General features: G+C 72.1%; 18 protein-coding genes and 1 pseudogene. 9 read left to right on the top strand and 10 right to left on the bottom strand.

The features are described 5' to 3' along the window. Positions 1-8 precede the first annotated feature (8 nt). The 3 genes and pseudogenes from BKE41_RS30010 to egtB all read right to left on the bottom strand — a co-directional run bounded on the left by BKE41_RS30010 (position 9) and on the right by egtB (position 3,358). Positions 9-1,069 (bottom strand): annotated as a pseudogene (locus BKE41_RS30010) (adenylate/guanylate cyclase domain-containing protein). Positions 1,070-1,096: 27 nt separating this feature from the next. Next, positions 1,097-2,071, bottom strand: coding sequence for an L-histidine N(alpha)-methyltransferase (gene egtD / locus BKE41_RS04835; RefSeq protein WP_070998624.1), 975 nt, complete (start codon positions 2,069-2,071; stop codon positions 1,097-1,099). Positions 2,072-2,089: 18 nt separating this feature from the next. Next, a complete protein-coding gene (gene egtB, locus BKE41_RS04830; protein WP_059409630.1) occupies positions 2,090-3,358 on the bottom strand; it encodes an ergothioneine biosynthesis protein EgtB in 1,269 nt (422 codons plus the stop codon). A 298-nt stretch (positions 3,359-3,656) separates the two neighbouring features. On the opposite strand from egtB, the gene murI reads away from it, so the two are divergent. After that, entirely contained in the window at positions 3,657-4,532 is an 876-nt protein-coding gene (gene murI / locus BKE41_RS04825) for a glutamate racemase (protein ID WP_012317785.1), read from the top strand. A 166-nt stretch (positions 4,533-4,698) separates the two neighbouring features. Here the strand turns inward: murI and BKE41_RS04820 are convergent, their stop codons facing one another. Together BKE41_RS04820 and BKE41_RS04815 are read right to left on the bottom strand one after the other, a co-directional pair. Then, on the bottom strand, positions 4,699-4,896 hold the full coding sequence (locus BKE41_RS04820) for a hypothetical protein (protein ID WP_012317784.1): 198 nt from the start codon (positions 4,894-4,896) through the stop codon (positions 4,699-4,701). A gap of 422 nt (positions 4,897-5,318) precedes the next feature. Further along, entirely contained in the window at positions 5,319-5,531 is a 213-nt protein-coding gene (locus BKE41_RS04815; RefSeq protein WP_012317783.1) for a hypothetical protein, read from the bottom strand. Between the two features lie 258 nt (positions 5,532-5,789). Between BKE41_RS04815 and BKE41_RS04810 the strand changes: the two genes are divergently transcribed. The 4 genes from BKE41_RS04810 to BKE41_RS04795 all read left to right on the top strand — a co-directional run bounded on the left by BKE41_RS04810 (position 5,790) and on the right by BKE41_RS04795 (position 8,148). Next, on the top strand, positions 5,790-6,002 hold the full coding sequence (locus BKE41_RS04810; protein ID WP_012317782.1) for a hypothetical protein: 213 nt from the start codon (positions 5,790-5,792) through the stop codon (positions 6,000-6,002). A 106-nt stretch (positions 6,003-6,108) separates the two neighbouring features. After that, positions 6,109-6,366 carry a hypothetical protein gene (locus tag BKE41_RS04805; RefSeq protein WP_012317781.1) on the top strand — a complete coding sequence of 86 codons (258 nt, stop codon included), beginning with the start codon at positions 6,109-6,111 and terminating at the stop codon, positions 6,364-6,366. A 138-nt stretch (positions 6,367-6,504) separates the two neighbouring features. Then, on the top strand, positions 6,505-7,146 hold the full coding sequence (locus tag BKE41_RS04800) for a DUF47 family protein (RefSeq protein ID WP_012317780.1): 642 nt from the start codon (positions 6,505-6,507) through the stop codon (positions 7,144-7,146). Between the two features lie 15 nt (positions 7,147-7,161). After that, positions 7,162-8,148 (top strand): inorganic phosphate transporter, encoded by a 987-nt coding sequence (locus BKE41_RS04795; protein ID WP_012317779.1) that lies wholly within the window; start codon positions 7,162-7,164, stop codon positions 8,146-8,148. A gap of 30 nt (positions 8,149-8,178) precedes the next feature. Here the strand turns inward: BKE41_RS04795 and BKE41_RS04790 are convergent, their stop codons facing one another. The 4 genes from BKE41_RS04790 to BKE41_RS04775 all read right to left on the bottom strand — a co-directional run bounded on the left by BKE41_RS04790 (position 8,179) and on the right by BKE41_RS04775 (position 11,118). Next, positions 8,179-8,499, bottom strand: a complete 321-nt coding sequence (locus BKE41_RS04790) for a hypothetical protein (protein WP_070998622.1) — start codon at positions 8,497-8,499, stop codon at positions 8,179-8,181. A 66-nt stretch (positions 8,500-8,565) separates the two neighbouring features. Beyond that, complete coding sequence (locus BKE41_RS04785) at positions 8,566-8,829, bottom strand: hypothetical protein (protein ID WP_012317777.1); 264 nt, start codon at positions 8,827-8,829, stop codon at positions 8,566-8,568. A gap of 181 nt (positions 8,830-9,010) precedes the next feature. Continuing rightward, on the bottom strand, positions 9,011-10,384 hold the full coding sequence (locus BKE41_RS04780) for a HAMP domain-containing sensor histidine kinase (protein WP_059409629.1): 1,374 nt from the start codon (positions 10,382-10,384) through the stop codon (positions 9,011-9,013). Then, positions 10,384-11,118, bottom strand: a complete 735-nt coding sequence (locus tag BKE41_RS04775) for a response regulator transcription factor (protein WP_012317775.1) — start codon at positions 11,116-11,118, stop codon at positions 10,384-10,386. Before BKE41_RS04775 ends, BKE41_RS04780 begins: the two co-directional genes overlap by 1 nt. 149 nt (positions 11,119-11,267) lie before the next feature. Between BKE41_RS04775 and BKE41_RS04770 the strand changes: the two genes are divergently transcribed. Next, positions 11,268-12,347 carry a tartrate dehydrogenase gene (locus tag BKE41_RS04770; RefSeq protein WP_024830968.1) on the top strand — a complete coding sequence of 360 codons (1,080 nt, stop codon included), beginning with the start codon at positions 11,268-11,270 and terminating at the stop codon, positions 12,345-12,347. A 25-nt stretch (positions 12,348-12,372) separates the two neighbouring features. Here the strand turns inward: BKE41_RS04770 and BKE41_RS04765 are convergent, their stop codons facing one another. Next, positions 12,373-13,428 (bottom strand): zinc ribbon domain-containing protein, encoded by a 1,056-nt coding sequence (locus BKE41_RS04765; protein ID WP_024830969.1) that lies wholly within the window; start codon positions 13,426-13,428, stop codon positions 12,373-12,375. A 268-nt stretch (positions 13,429-13,696) separates the two neighbouring features. Between BKE41_RS04765 and BKE41_RS04760 the strand changes: the two genes are divergently transcribed. The 3 genes from BKE41_RS04760 to BKE41_RS04750 are packed head-to-tail and all read left to right on the top strand — an operon-like array spanning position 13,697 to position 14,793. After that, positions 13,697-14,149 carry a hypothetical protein gene (locus BKE41_RS04760; RefSeq protein WP_024830970.1) on the top strand — a complete coding sequence of 151 codons (453 nt, stop codon included), beginning with the start codon at positions 13,697-13,699 and terminating at the stop codon, positions 14,147-14,149. Between the two features lie 4 nt (positions 14,150-14,153). After that, positions 14,154-14,573, top strand: a complete 420-nt coding sequence (locus BKE41_RS04755; protein ID WP_070998621.1) for a DUF393 domain-containing protein — start codon at positions 14,154-14,156, stop codon at positions 14,571-14,573. A gap of 4 nt (positions 14,574-14,577) precedes the next feature. Further along, positions 14,578-14,793, top strand: coding sequence for a hypothetical protein (locus BKE41_RS04750; protein ID WP_012317770.1), 216 nt, complete (start codon positions 14,578-14,580; stop codon positions 14,791-14,793). Positions 14,794-15,145: the final 352 nt, after the last annotated feature.

The following is a 15,145-nucleotide window of genomic DNA, read 5'->3' as shown; positions in this document are numbered from 1 at the left end:
GCGCCGGATCAGGGCGTCGCGCGCGCGCCCGCAGCGCCGCACGGCGCCGCGACGGCGACCCGGCGCCGGACGCCGCGCCACGCCAGGGGCTCGGCGCGGCCGGCAGGGCGTGGCTGCCGAGATCCTCCGCCACGAGGTCGTCCGGCAGCGGCCCCATCCGGGCGAGGAGGTCGGCCGAGACGAGGACGTCGACCCCCAGGGTCTTCGACAGCGCCTCCAGCCGGGCCGTCGTGTTCACGACGTCGCCGAAATACGCGATCTTGTGCCGCTCCAGCCCGATCTCGGCGGTGACCACCGGCCCGCAATGCAGCGCCGCGCGGAACTGCGGCACCTGTCCGAAGCGGCCGCGCCAGTTCTCCGCCTCGGCGGCGAGCCGCTCCTGGAACGCGAAGACGCAGCGCAGGCAGGCGGCGTCGCGCAGGCCCCGCTCCATCGTCCAGGTCACCAGCGCCAGGTCGCCGACGTAGTCATCGATGGAGCCGCGGGCGCGCGCCACCGGCAGCGCCAGGGCGTTGAAGACCTGCCCGAGATAGGCCTGCGCCGCCCGGTCGCCGTACCGGTCGGCGAAGCGCGTCGACCCCGTCACGTCGAGGAAGAGGAAGATCCGCTCCTCGCTGATCGGCCGGTGGTAACGCCCGATCAGCAGGTTGGCGAAGACGCCGGGGCCGATCAGGTCGCGGACCCGGAACACGAACACCACCAGGGCCGAGATGCCGAGCGCGTAGAGCAGGCCGGACTGCGACATCAGCATCGCGTTCCGCTCGCTGTACATGAAGCGGAATAGCTGGTTCAGCACCGTGCTGGCGACCGCGTTCCCGACCACGATCAGCGCGATGTAGAGCGCCACCGTGGCGAGCAGGAACAGCGGCGTCGCGAGGCCGCGAATGCGGTCGCGCAGGCGCGGCGCCAGTAGCTGGCGCTCGTAGAGCAGGATCGGCGTGCCGATGATCGCGCCGCGGATCGCCGTCCCGGTCAGCGGGGCGATCCCGAAGATCACCCCGTAGAGGAGCCCCGCCAGGGCCCCCAGGGCGGGCGCCACCAGCAGGAACCAGCGCGGGCCGTAGCACATGAATCCGCGTGCCCCGCCCGGCCCCGCTCAGTCCAGCCGGAGCGCGTGGACCGAGAACAGCTGCTCCGGGTCCGTCCAGACCGTCAGCCACGTCCAGCCGGCGCGCTCGGTGAGCGCCCGGAACGTGGCCGGCGTGTACTTGTAGCTGCTCTCAGTGTGGATCGTCTCGCCCGCCGCGAAGCGGAAGGTGTCGGCGCCGACCCGCACGGCCTGCGCGTCGCGGGCCACGAGATGCATCTCGATCCGCGACGCGTCGGTGTTGAACACCGCCCGGTGGCTGAAGGCGCCGGGCTCGAAGCGGCCGGCGAGCTCCCGGTTGATCCGGGTCAGCAGGTTGAGGTTGAAGGCCGCCGTGACGCCCTGCGCGTCGTCGTAGGCGGTCTCCAGTACCGCGGCGTCCTTCACGAGGTCGACGCCCACGATCATGTGGGCGCCCGGCCCCAGGATCCGGCCGAACCGGCGCAGCAGCGCCTCGGCCTCGTGCGGGTCGAAATTGCCGATGGTCGAGCCCGGGAAGAACCCGGCGCGCGGCAGGCCGTTCAGGCTCTCCGGCAGGTCGAAGTCGCGGGTGAAGTCGGCGACGACCGGCTCGACCCGCAGGTCGGGGAAGTCGCCCCGCAGGACCTCCGCCTGCCCGCGCAGGAACTCGCCCGAGACGTCCACCGGCACGTAGGCGGCCAGCGTGTCGAGATGGTGCAGGAGCCGGCGCAGCTTCACGGTCGAGCCGCTGCCGAACTCCACCAGCGCCGCGTGGGCCGGCATCAGCGCGGCGATCTCGGGGCCGCAGGCCTCGAGGATGCCGATCTCCGTGCGGGTCGGGTAGTATTCCGGCAACTGCGTGATCGCCTCGAACAGCGCGGAGCCGGCCGCGTCGTAGAAGTATTTCGGCGACAGGCTCTTCTGGGGCTTCGAGAGGCCCGCGCGGACGTCGTCGAGGAAGCTCAGCGGCGGCGCGTCCAGCGTGACCGGCGTCGCGTCGGTGAAGGTAGGCTTGATGGTCAAGGGCGGCTCCGGGGCGCGTCAGGCGGCATCGGCGAGGCGCAGGCCCGTGAACTGCCAGCGCTGGTGCGGATAGAAGAAGTTGCGGTACGGCAGGCGGGCATGGCCCTCGGGAGTCGCCACCGACGAGCCCCGCAGCACGAACTGGTTGGCCATGAACTTGCCGTTGTACTCGCCGAGCGCGCCCGGGAGCGGCCGGTAGCCCGGATACGGGACGTAGGCGCTGCGGGTCCATTGCCAGACGAGGCCGAAGGCGTCCGGCAGGCCGCCGTCGCGGGCCGCGACCTCCCACTCGAACTCGGTCGGCAGGAAGCGGCCGGCCCATCGGGCGTAGGCGTCGGCCTCGTAGTAGCTGACGTGGGTGACGGGCGCGTCGAGGTCCACGGGGCGCTCGCCGCCCAGCGTCATGGTCGCCCACCCCTCCCCGGCGCGGCGCCAGTAGCCGGGAGCCTCCCAGCCCTCCGCCGGCCCGGCATACCAGCCGTCCGAGAGCCACAGCTCCGGCTTGGCGTAGCCGCCATCCTCCATGAAGGCGAGCCACTGGCGGTTGGTCACGAGCGCCCGATCGATCCGGCCGGCCGGGATCAGCGTCTCGTGCCTCGGGGATTCGTTGTCGAACGAGAAGCCCTCCCCCGCGTGCCCGATCCAGGCGATCGCGCGGTCGAGCGTGACTTGGCCGTCCTGCGCCGCCGCCTTCGGGAACCGCCAGTCCGGGTCGTAGGCCGGGTTGAGCGGGTTCTGCGCGAAGGCGTGCAGGATGTCGGTGAGGAGGAGCTCTTGGTGCTGCTGCTCGTGGTAGAGGCCGATCTCTAGGATCGGCAGCACCGCCTCCAGGGCGCGCTCGGAGGCCTGGCCCAGCAGGGCCTCGACGGCGCGGTCGATATGGGCCCGGTAGGCGGCGACCTCCGCCATGGTCGGGCGGGTGATCATGCCGCGCTGGATGCGCGGCTGACGGGGACCCGCCGCCACGTAGTACGAATTGAACAGATAGTGCAGCCGCGCGTCGTAGATCGCGTAGCCCGGCAGGTGCTCCCGGAGCAGGAACTGCTCGAAGAACCACGTGACGTGCGCCCGGTGCCACTTGGTCGGGCTGGCGTCGGCCATGGACTGGACCTGCTGATCCTCCGGGGAGAGCGGCGCGGCGCGGCGCTCGGTCTCGCTCCGGACCTGCCGGTAGGCGGCGATCCAGGCGGCCCGGTCGATCGGCCGGGCGGTGACCGGCGGCGGCGGGAAGGCCGGTGCCGCAGGGTCGCGTGTCTCGTCCGGGCGCAGTGCGGCTGTCGCTGCCATGACGATGGTCCCTTGTTTCGGGCCTGACCGAGAACCGTCTTCTCGACCTTGGCCGGCGCGCAGAAGATATGTTCCGGCCGTGCTCCGACAACCTCTGCGACAGCGCTCTTCCGCGACAGGGGGCTCGCTCGACGTCGAGGTCGGGCGGCCACCTGCGCGTCCCCGGCTTCTTCGCCGCGGCCGCGCGGCGGTTAACGGAACGGGTTGGGGATCACGGGTCTTTCTCTCGCCGCAGTGAGACTGCCTTAACCCTCGCTGCCGAGATTTTGGGACGCTCTTCGAGGAGTCCGGGGTTCTCATGCGGATCGATCTGATGGCCGGGGCCAGCCTGTCCGCCGCCGCGCTGCGCTGCGCCGCCGAGCCGACCATCCTGGTGTTCGATTCCGGCCTCGGCGGCCTGACCGTTCTCGACGCCGTGCGCCGCGCCCGCCCGGACGCCCGCTACGTCTACGTGGGCGACGACGCGGCCTTCCCGTATGGCCGGCTCTCGGAGGCGACCCTCGTCGCGCGCGTCCTCACGGTGATGGAACGGCTGGTCGCGACCCACCGGCCCGACCTCGTGGTGATCGCCTGCAACACCGCCTCGACGCTGGTCCTCCCGGCTCTGCGCCAGCGCTTCACCACGCCCTTCGTGGGGGTCGTGCCGCCGATCAAACCGGCCGCCGAGGCGACGCGCTCGCGGCTCGTCACGCTGCTGGCGACGCCCGGCACGGTGGCGCGCTCCTATACCCACGACCTGATCGCGACCTATGCCGGCACCTGCGCGGTGACGCTGGTCGGCTCGCAGAACCTCGCCGGCTTCGCGGAGGCCGAGCTCGCGGGCGCGCCGGTGGACGACGCCGCCCTCGCCGCCGAGATCGCCCCCTGCTTCGTCGCCGAGGCCGACGGGCGGCGCACCGACGTGGTCTGCCTCGCCTGCACCCATTACCCGCTGCTGCTACCGCGCCTCCAGGCGGTGGCGCCCTGGCCGGTCACCTGGATCGACCCGGCGCCCGCCATTGCCCGGCGCGTGGTGCAGCTGATCGGCCCCCGCCCCCGCGAGGCGGACCGGCACGGCTCGGCGCTCGGCGCCTTCACGGCCGGCACCTGCCTGACCGATGCCCTGCGCGCGGCCCTCGCCGACCGGGGCATCGGCGACGTCGCCGTCGAGGCGGTCCCGCTGCCGATGCAGTGAGGCGCCGCGGCGCCTCGCGTCCTGCCAGGACTCGATCGACCAGGACTCGATCGATCAGGACTCGATCGGGGCGTGACCGGCTCAGCCCGGCAGGTCTCTCGCTGCGCCGCTTCGGCCGGACAGGTCGCTCGGGTGCCGCGTAGGGCGTCCTCCGAGAGGGCGCTGCCTACCGAGTGGTGTGCTCACCCGCGGTCTGCGCCGTCGCGACCGGGGCCGCGGCCGCGTCTGCCTCGGCGGGGACGACGAGATGGACGAACAGCATGCCGGCCGCGACGATCAGCGCGAGGGCGAGGATGCGCCACAGCTCCAGGATCGGCTCCTGCGCCGGGGCATCCTGAGTCACTCGGTTCGTCTCGCTCGGCATCGCTTCCGCTTTCCCGCCTCTGACAACCCGGATCGGACACCCGGAGGATGAACGCTTCGTAAAACCCGCCCCGATCGGGCCGGCCCGCGACGACGGCGCTGGGCGCGGCGTCGGGATCGTCGCCGCCACCGCGAGGCACCGGGAGCGGACGCTGGCGATCGCCACGCCGATCCGGGCGCTGTCGCAGCGGAATGGGGCCACAGCAGGACGGGCTCGGTTCCGCGGCGTGCGGTGCCGCACCGGGCGACGCTGCGGTCGGGGTGCGGTCTATGTCTCGAGGCCGAGCGGAGGCAGCACCCCGTCATCCCGGGGCCGCGTCGCGGAGCCCGGGCGCCGGATCCGCCGGATTGTCCCGGTCGTCCGGGCCGGAGATGCCTGTCTGCCGGATCGATCTTCTCGCCCGCGGGGCCGCTCCGGCGGGCCTACGCGGCGACCGGCAGGGCCGCGACCTCGCAGCTGTCGGCGCGCAGGCGCCAGTCGACCACCCGGGCGTCGGCGCAGAGAAGCGCCTTGGCCTGCCAGACGGCCGACACCTCCGACGACGCCCGGACCAGGATCGAGCGCTGCCGCACCCGGTGCTCGTGGCCAGTATCGTCCGCGACGGTCTTGTAGAAGGTGACGCGATAGAGGCGCATGGTTCGGGCTCCGGTCTGGCGCGGGGATCGTCGGAGACCTGGGCGGCGCGCGCATTGATCCCGCGCAAGGACAGATCCTGCGCAAGGACACGGCGCCCGCGTCGACCCTGGGCGGTCGAGGTGACGCAATCAGTTGTCGACAGTTGAATACCGCTCGATACAGAGCGTTGATTGCACTACCGGGAATGTTCTAGCTTCCTCCACGATCGTGCGCGTCCCCGAGTGGTCCGCGGCGGGGCTCCGGTCCGGGAGTGCCTGATGTTCGAGAGTGTGTTCTGGGGCGCGGTACTCGTCGCGCTGATCGGGTCAGCCGCGCTGGTGGCGATCGGCGCCAGCGTCCAGCCGCGGTTGGGTCGCAAGATGGACGTGGACGCGCGCCTCTCCGATTCCCGCCGGACCTTCGGGCGCAAGCGGCGCTGGGCGCGCCCGCCGCGGACAACGCGGCGCCTCCGCCTGCTCCCCCTGCGGTGACGGGCGCTGCACCAAAGACGTACATCTCCCGCCGACGGCCCGCGTGATAGCCTCCGATCGACTGCGGAAATGCAGTGTTCACGCCGGGCTGGAGGGATCGGTACTGATGAGCGTGCGTCAGATTTGTGATCAGGTTCGGATCGCCGAGCAGGCGTTCACCGCCGCGCTCGGCAACATGAAGGCCACAGGCCTGCGCGAGGCGCTGACCCGCGAGCTGCAGGAGATGGAGAGCGCCGAGATCGACGCCGGTCAGGACGCGGCCTCGGCGCGGTCGGCCTCGTGGAAGCGGGTGAAGATGCTGCACGGGCTCGGCTACCCGGTCGATTTCGGCTGGCTTCACGCCGCCGCCAGCCCGGCCCGCTGAGCGGGGCCGGCCGCCGGCCGGCGATGCTCCCGACGGATTGTTTGCCGGCTTCCGGATCGGGTCGGCGCGTTCGCCCGTTGTGCCTGCCGGGTGTTGTCGCACCCGGCCGACGCGCCGACCTCTCGATCCGGACACGACATGCTGGCTTGGTTTCGCGCCCTGATGCCGCGGGAGGACCGGTTCTTCGACCTCTTCGAGCGCCACGCGCGAACGCTCGAGGATGGCGCGGCCGCGCTGCGTTCCCTTCTCGACGGGACTCAGGCCGTGCCGGCGGCCTACGCGGCGATCGCGGCCCACGAGGACGCGGCGGATGAGATCACCCGGGAGGCGCTGCTGGCGGTCCGCCGGACCTTCATCACGCCGTTCGACCGCGGCGACATCCAGGCCCTGGTCGGCTCCCTCGACGACGCCATCGACCAGATGCTCAAGACCGCCAAGGCGGTCCAGCTCTTCGAGGTCAGCACCTTCGAGCCGGCGATGCGTGAGATGGGCGCGGTCATCCAGGAAGCCGCACAGGTCACCGCCGAGGCGCTGCCGAAGCTGCGGGCCCTCGGCGAGAACGCCGCCGCGCTGAACAGCCTGACCGAGCGCGTCATCGAGCTGGAGGGGCGGGCCGACGACCTGCACAATGACGGCCTGAAGGCCCTGTTCAAGGCCTCGGGGCGGGACCCCATGGCCTTCCTCGTCGGGTCCGAACTGTACGGCCATCTGGAGAAGGTCATGGACCGGTTCGAGGACGTGGCGAACCAGATCAGCAGCATCGTCGTCGAACATGTCTGAGCCGCAGGTCGCCGCGTGACGCTCCTCGTCGTCCTCATCGTCCTCGCCCTGGTCTTCGACTTCCTGAACGGGCTGCACGACGCCGCCAACTCCATCGCCACCATCGTGTCGACGCGGGTGCTGGCGCCCCGCTACGCCGTGTTCTGGGCGGCGTTCTTCAACTTCGTCGCCTTCCTGGTCTTCGGCCTGCACGTCGCCGGCACGGTGGGCTCGGGCATCATCGACGTCGCCACGGTGGACGACCGGGTCATCATGGGCGCCCTCGGCGGCGCCATCACGTGGAACCTCGTCACGTGGTACGCCGGGATCCCGTCCTCCAGCTCCCACGCCCTGATCGGCGGCCTGCTGGGCGCCGGCATCGCCAAGGCGGGAGTCGGCGTGATCGTCTGGCCCGGCGTCATCGCCACCAGCGCCGCCATCGTCCTCTCGCCGGCCCTCGGCTTCGCCCTGGGGCTGCTGCTGATGCTGGCCGTCTCGTGGATCTTCGTCCGCGCGACGCCGCACGCCGTCGACCGCCTGTTCCGGGGCCTGCAATTCGTCTCGGCCTCGCTCTACTCGCTCGGCCACGGCGGCAACGACGCCCAGAAGACCATGGGCATCATCGCGGCCCTGCTCTACGCTCACGGCGAGAGCGGGGCCTTCCACGTGCCGCTCTGGGTGGTGCTGTCCTGCCAGACCGCCATGGCCCTCGGCACCCTTCTGGGCGGCTGGCGCATCGTCCACACGATGGGCTCGAAGATCACGCGGCTGTCGCCCATGCAGGGCTTCTGCGCCGAGACCGGCGGCGCCGCGACGCTGTTCGCCGCGACCGCCTTCGGCATCCCGGTCTCGACCACCCACACGATCACGGGCGCCATCGTCGGCGTCGGCGCGGCGCGGCGGGTCTCGGCGGTCCGCTGGAACGTCGCGCAGGGCATCGTGATCGCCTGGGTGATCACGATGCCGGCCGCGGCCCTGGTCGCGGCCCTGACCTACGCGGCGTCGGGGCTCGTCCTGCCATAGGGGACGGGCGCGGCCGGATCCGGCACCGGTTCACCAGCGATGGCGCCAGCCGCCATGATGCCAGCCGCCGTGCCATCCCCCATGCCAGCCGGCATGGCGGAACCCGCCCCAGCGATAGCCGCCCCACGCGAACCGCCGGTGCCAAGGGTAGCGGTAGCCGTAGTGCCACCGATAGCCGACCCGCGGATAGACCGGGACGTAGCCGAACGGCCGATAACCGAGATTCGGGCGGCACCAGCCGTAGGGATTGCGGTGAAAGCCGGGACCGCAGCCGTCGCGCGCCTCGGCGCTCGAACCGGCCATCAGAACCCCAGCGGCGAGCGCCACGGGCATGACGAGGGTGCGGATCATGACTCAACTCCAGCGAAGTCTCGACGGGAGTCCGGCCGCGGGGCCGGGCGAGGAACGGGGGGCGGCTCAGTTCGGCCAGCAACGGCGCCCATAGGGACCGATGTGGAAGCCCGCCGGGCACGAGCGGCCGCGAACGTAGCCGCCCCACTGGCCGCCGGTGCGGCAGCCGCCGTAGGGGCCGCGATGCCCGTAGGGACCGCAGCCGCCGTAGACCTGGATGATCCGGGCGCCGTCGGCCCCGTCGGAGACCGCGTCCTGAACCAGCGGCAGCGCCGAGGCGGGGACCGCGAGGCCGACGAGGAGCGCGGCCGGGACGAGAACCTTCAACATCGATGATCTCCTTCCGCTCGATCGGGCAGTCCGGCCTTGAGCCGACCGCCGCCGCCGGGGCGGAGGATCCGCCGCGGCGTGTGAGCGAAGGTTCGTCCGCGCGCGCTTCCCGGATGTGACCGGGCCGCGCCGTCCTGTAACGATGTGTAACGGCCGGTTGCCTGCTCGTTGCCGCCCGCGTTCAGGACAGGCTCGGCAGGGTCACGACGAGCCGCGCGCCGCCTTCCGCACCGGCCTCCGCCACTACCGTGCCGCCGTGGGCCTCGGCGATCTGCCGGCTGATGGCGAGGCCGAGGCCGGTCCCGCCGGTCTGCCGGCTGCGCGAGCGCTCGACCCGGTAGTACGGGCTGAACACCGCCGTCCGCTCGGCCTCGGGAATGCCCGGCCCGTCATCCTCGACCACGATCCGGCAGACCGTCCCGGCCCGGCTCACCGCCACCGCCACCGAGGAGCGCCCGAACTTGACGGCGTTCCCGATCAGGTTGGCGACGACCCGGCGCAGGGCGACCGCGTCGCCGGCCACCGTGGCGTCCCGCACCTCCTCGCCGGTCAGGCTGATCGTGGCGCCCTGCGCGGCGTGCTCGGCCACCTCGACGGCGACGAGATCGGCGAGGTCCACAGGCGCCCGCGTCGCCTCGACCGCGGTGCCGCGGGCGAATCCCAGCGACGCGTCGATCAGCTCGGTCATGGCGTCGAGATCCGCCACCAGCTTGTCCCGGAGCGTCGGCTCCGCCACCGCCTCCGCGCGCAGGCGCAGCCGGGTCAGGTAGGTCTTGAGGTCGTGCGAGATGGCGCCGATCAGCAGCGAGCGCTCGGCCATGAGGCCCGCGATCCGCTCCTGCATGCCCTGCACCGCCTGGGCGAGGCGCCGGATCTCCGGCGCGCCCCGGGGCGCGCTCACCCGCTCCGGGGCGCGGCCGTCGAACCGGGTGACCGCGTCGGTCAGGCGCCGCAGCGGCGCGAGTTCGTGGCGCGTGCCGACCAGGACGAGTCCCGCCGCCGCGGCGCCCAGCACCGCCACCCAGAGGCTCAGCGGCTGGCCGAACAGCCACGGCATGAGCGAGCGATGGTGCTGGGCCGCGGTGATCACCGCGTACCGGCCGTCGGGCAGCCGGTAGGTCGCCAGCGCGAGGCGCCCGACCGGTCCGGTGCGCTCCGCTGGGTCGATGTTGGCCGGATCGACGCCGCGGCGCAGCAGGGTGGCGTCGGTGTAGGCCTGGACGCGGTCGGCCGGCTCCGCCGTCATCCGGCGAAGCCGGGCTTCGAGGTGGGGCTCGCGGATCAGGTCGGTCGTCTCGGGCGACGCGTCGACGATCTCCGCCCGCAGCACCTCGCCGCTCACCGCCCTCAGGATGGCCGGTCTCTGGGCGGGATCCGCGTCGCGCAGCAGCGTCATGATGCCGGCAGCCTGATCGACCCGCGGGAAGCGGGAGCCGGTGGGCCACCGCTCCTCCCGGCGCTGCCAGTGATCCAGGGCCACCGTGGCGAGGACGAGGAGTGAGAGGGCGCCCAGCAGGAGCAGCATGATGCGCCCGAGGAGCCCGATGCGGCCCATCACGGGGCTCCGGAGCGGACCGGGGCGGCGAGGATGTAGCCGGCGTTGCGCACGGTCTTGAGCAGGGACGCGGCCTGGCTGCCCGAGGCGTCGAGCTTGTGCCGCAGTCGGCTCACCTGGACGTCGATGGTGCGATCGAAGGCGTCGGCGGTCCGGCCGCGGGTCCAGTCGAGGAGCTGGTCGCGCGAGAGCACACGCTGCGGCCGGGTGACGAAGCAGTGGAGCAGGTCGTACTCGGCGCTGGTCAGCGGGACCTCGGCGGCGGGCTCACCGGTGAGCACCGTGCGGGCCGCGAGATCGACCACGAGGTCGGCGACGCTCAGCCGCTCGCTCGCGGCCTCGGCGGCCTGGACGCCGGCGCCGTGGGCCCGTCGCAGGACCGCGCGGATCCGGGCCAGCAGGACCCGCGGGTTGAACGGCTTCGAGACGTAGTCGTCGGCGCCCATCTCCAGTCCGAGGACCCGGTCGATGTCCTCATCCTTGGCGGTCAGCATCACGATGGGTGGCCCGCCCGATTCACGCAGGCGGCGGCAGATGGACAGGCCGTCCTCGCCGGGCAGCATCCAGTCGAGGACGACGAGGTGCGGCGCGACGCCCGACGCGAGCAGGCGGTCGAGGGCCGCGCCACCGTCGAGGGCGACGGTGCGGAACCCCTCGCCCTCCAGGTAGCCGGCGAGCAGGGCCCGGATGTCGGGATCGTCCTCGACGATGGCGATGGTGGTGCCCTCGTGCATCGGGCGAGCATAGGGGCGGCGGACGGCACGGCAACGCGAAACTGCGCGGTGTCACAAAACGTTACACGTCCCGATCCGGACGCCGAGCCCGCGCCACCGTCAGGGTTCGCTTACTCGCCTCGCCCCCGAAGACGCTCGAGAAGACACCTATGACGAAGACCTACACCATCGCGGCCATTCCCGCGGACGGCATCGGCGTCGAGGTCATCGCCGCCGGCATCGAGGTGCTCGACGCGCTGGCCGAGAAGGCCGGCTCCTTCGCCTTCCGGTTCGACCATTTCGACTGGGGTTCGGACTACTACAAGAAGCACGGCGTGATGATGCCGGCCGACGGCCGCGAGCAGATCCGGAACCACGACGCGATCTTCTTCGGCGCCGTGGGGGCGCCGGACGTGCCCGATCACATCACCCTCTGGGGCCTGCGGCTCGCGATCTGCCAGCCCTTCGACCAATACGCCAATGTCCGCCCGACCCGGATCCTGCCGGGCATCACCAGCCCGCTGCGCAACGTCTCGGGTCCGGAACTCGACTGGGTGATCGTGCGCGAGAACTCGGAGGGCGAGTATGCGGGCGTCGGCGGCCGGGTCCACCAGGGCCATCCCAACGAGGTCGCCACCGACGTCTCGATGATGACCCGCTCGGGCGTGGACCGGATCATCCGCTACGCCTTCGAGCTCGCCCGCACCCGCCCGCGCAAGTTGCTCACCGTCGTCACCAAGTCCAACGCCCAGCGCCACGCCATGGTGATGTGGGACGAGATCGCCGCCGAGGTCGCGAAGGACTTCCCGGACGTGACCTGGGACAAGATGCTGGTCGACGCCATGACGATGCGGATGGTGACGAAGCCCGAGACCCTCGACACGATCGTGGCGACGAACCTGCACGCCGACATCCTGTCGGACCTCGCGGCGGCGCTCGCCGGGTCGCTCGGCATCGCACCGACCGCCAACATCAACCCGGAGCGGACCTTCCCGTCGATGTTCGAGCCGATCCACGGCTCGGCCTTCGACATCGCCGGCAAGGGCATCGCCAACCCGATCGCGACCTTCTGGACGGCGTGTCAGATGCTCGAGCACCTCGGCGAGAAGCCGGCGGCCGACCGGCTGATGCGCGCGGTCGAGCGGGTCACGGCGGATCCAGAGTTGCACACGCCGGACCTCGGCGGCACGGCGACGACCCGTCAGGTCACCGACGCGGTCATCGCGGCGATCCGGGGCGACAACGCCTGAGGCGCAACCGGGTGTCCGGGCGGCCTCAGGTCACCGCGCTCGCGAGATCCGGGCTCCGGGTGCCGCAGGCGCGGCAGAAGCGCTCGAAGGTGCTCTTGCGCTGCGCGCAGGACGGGCAGTGCGCGAAGATGCCGAGGCCGCAATGGGGGCAGAAGTTCGTGCTCGCGTCGTCGAGGGCGATCGGCCGCTCGCAGCCGGGGCACGCCTTCTTGGCGAGGCGCGCCAGGGCCTGGTCGGTGGCGATCTCGGTCCGCCGCTCGGCGTCCGGGCGCGCCTCCACCACCGCCTGCCTGGTGCGGTAGGCGTGCAGCGCGTTGATCGCCGCGCGACCCGCGACCAGCGTGACGATCACGCCGACGCCGTACTGCACGTAGCCGCCGTAGCTCGGCATGTAGGGGACGAGCTCGACGAAGAACGCGAAGGCCGCCGCGAAGGCGAAGCCCCACACGAACGGCCAGTTGCGGGTGCGGCGGCGCTTGAGCAGGAGCCATCCGGCGAGGGCCAGCAGCGGCAGCGTCAGGGCGAGGCGATAGCCGAAGACGCGCAGTTCCTGGCCGCGCTCGGCCGCGTCGAGCCGCGCCTGCGCCGCCGCCCGCAGATCGCTGTCCACGCGCAGCTGCGCCGCCTCGCGCTCCGACAGGTCGAGCCCCGTCCGCGCCAGGGCCGCGAGCCGCTCCTCGACGCTGCGCTCGGCGGCCTTCAGCGCGTCGAGTTGCTGGGTGCGCGCGACGAGGCCGGGATCCTGGTCGACCCGCTGGGTGGCGTCCCGAGTCTTCAGCCAGTTGGCGAAGGTCTCGCGCGCGCCCTCGGAGGCGGACTGCGCAGCCTCGAGGGCGAGCTGATCCTGCTCGACCTTCCGTCGGTTGTCGTCCTGCTCCCGGCGGATCTGCTTGAGGGCCTCGGCCGACGCCGTGCCCTGGTCGGTGTCGAGGAACTGGTCGAGGGTGTAGCGGTGCTCCACCTGCGGCAGATCGCCGACGACCAGCGATCCCAGCCCGATCAGGAACCACGCGAAGACGAGCGCGACGAGCCAGAGCGCCAGCGTGAACCAGCGTTCGGAGAGCCTTGAACCGGACCGCACGCGAATCGACCTCGCCGAAAACCGTAGCGGGTCCTTATATCCCGCGTCGCGTTCCGGGATACGCGGGCCGAACCTGAGGGGAGAGTGCCGCCACCGCGGACGGGCGGCTCCACCGGGGCCGCGAGCGCGATCGGCGGCATCCCGACAATCGGACCCCTCCGTACCCGGACGGGTGCGGCGTTGCGCCCGGGAACGTCGCCGAGCGCACCGCCTTTTCCGGCGGTGCGCTCGCGGGCCGCGCCGACCCTCCAACCGGGACTGACTCCACATGCTGACACTCGTGCGCGGATCGGCGACGCTCCTGGTTCTCCTGGCCGCAGGGCCGGCTCTCGCTCAGGGCAAGCCCCTGCCGCAGCCTGCCACCGACGCGATGCCGCCCGTGGAACTGACGATCAGCCTGAAGGACGGCAAGCCGGTCTGCGCCCCGGCCGAGCTCAAGCTTCCGGCCGACACCAACGTCGCGCTGAACATCGTGAGCAGCGCCGACGCGCCGGTCACGATCACCGCGCCCGGGCAGTTCGAGAACGGCCTCGTGCTGCACGCCGACGGCGACCTGGTGCATGTCGCCAGCGAGAAGGGCTACACGGTCAAGCAGAACGGGAAGGGCACGCTGCGCCTGCGGACGATGAAGGCCGGGCAGGAAGAGTACGCCTGCACCAGCACGCGCAACGCCGACGCGCCCTTCAAGGGCAAGCTGGTCCTGAGCCCGGCGGCGAACTGAGACCGTGGGCACCGGCGCGGCCACGGCCGACGAACGCTCCGACGGGCCGCTCAGCGTCTACTACGACGGCGGCTGCCCGCTGTGCCGCGCCGAGATCGACCAGTATCGCCGATGCGCCGGCGCGGGCCAGGTCGCCTTCGTCGATGTCGGCCGCGGAGCGACCGAGCCGGTGCTCGGCCCGGATCTCGACCGGGATCGGGCCCTGCGGCGCTTCCACGTCCGGACCGCGGACGGGCAGCTGATCTCCGGTGCGGCCGCGTTCGCGCGCCTCTGGCGGACCCTGCCCGGCTGGCGCTGGCTCGACCGCGTGGTCGACCTGCGCGTCCTGGGCGCGCGCCCGGTGCTCCCGCTCGCCGAATTGGCCTACCGGCTGTCCCTGCCGCTGCGGCCGCGCTTGGCCCGGCTGATCGCCCGCCTGCGGTGAGCCGATGGCCACCCGCTGCGTCCACTACGTCGGCTTCCGTGATGACCGGTACTGGAACGCCTACCGGATCTTCGGCGGCCCGCGCGTGATCCACCGGCGCTGGGATTTCTACGCGACCCGCGATGTCGGACCGGACGACGTGGTGGTCTTCGCCGAGGGTGACGAGACGCAGCCCGTCGCCGACCGGAACGCGACCGACCTCGACGAGCGCTGGCTGTAGCGGCCCAGCCCGGCCTGCGCACTCCTGTCGCGACGCGGCGCGGGCGGCAGGTCGGACATAGGATCGGGACGCGGCAGAAGGCTTGCCAGGCCGCCGCCCGCTCTCGGCCCCGCCCCGATCTGCTCACGGGGCGGGGGAGCGCCTGATCTCACCAGCGAGTGAGCCGAGCCGATACGCAACTTGGCTCGAGGATAGATTGACCGACCGGGGTTACCGATACGTGCCCGTGCCGCGGAACGGCGGTCCCGCGCGGGGATTCCGGAAACAGGACCGGCGCCGGTGGACCGGGCGCTTCCGCGGACGGCGCCCCGCGCGTCCGCGTCGGGCGCCGTCCAGCATCTTAAGAGGTATT

Origin of the sequence: Methylobacterium sp. C1 (genome assembly GCF_001854385.1) — a bacterium.
Taxonomy (GTDB): Bacteria; Pseudomonadota; Alphaproteobacteria; order Rhizobiales; family Beijerinckiaceae; genus Methylobacterium; species Methylobacterium radiotolerans.
This window is presented reverse-complemented; position numbering and strand designations above follow the sequence as displayed.